The following is a 356-nucleotide window of genomic DNA, read 5'->3' on the forward strand; positions in this document are numbered from 1 at the left end:
CCTGACTTACCTGTCACTTCATCTGTTGTGAGAACGCGGTTACCGTTAGTACTTACATAACGGATAACAGCTTTTTGGGCATCCTTACGATAAGTAACTGTTTCAACACGGTCTTGATCTTTAGCCTTCACTCCACTTACAGCTGGGATTTCTGATTTATCCGCTGTGTAACCTGCGATAGTTGGTGATACCACTTTATCAAACGTATCATCATTAGTTGTCCAGTCTTGGAAGTCGATATGACCTGTTACCAAGTTGACATTGCTCCAACGTTTGAAATTCAGTGTTTCAACCACATCATCCTTAGCCTTGCTTCCATCTTCGTAAACATAATGGATGGTACGGCTAACACTTTC

At 41.9% G+C, this 356-nt stretch carries 1 protein-coding gene; it reads right to left on the minus strand.

All coding sequences use genetic code 11. The features are described from left to right. The coding region (locus N8M95_RS09205; RefSeq protein ID WP_261116308.1) for a mucin-binding protein at positions 1-356 on the minus strand (356 nt) is incomplete at both ends.

Origin of the sequence: Streptococcus mitis (assembly GCF_946190325.1) — a bacterium.
Taxonomy (GTDB): domain Bacteria; phylum Bacillota; class Bacilli; order Lactobacillales; family Streptococcaceae; genus Streptococcus; species Streptococcus mitis_CF.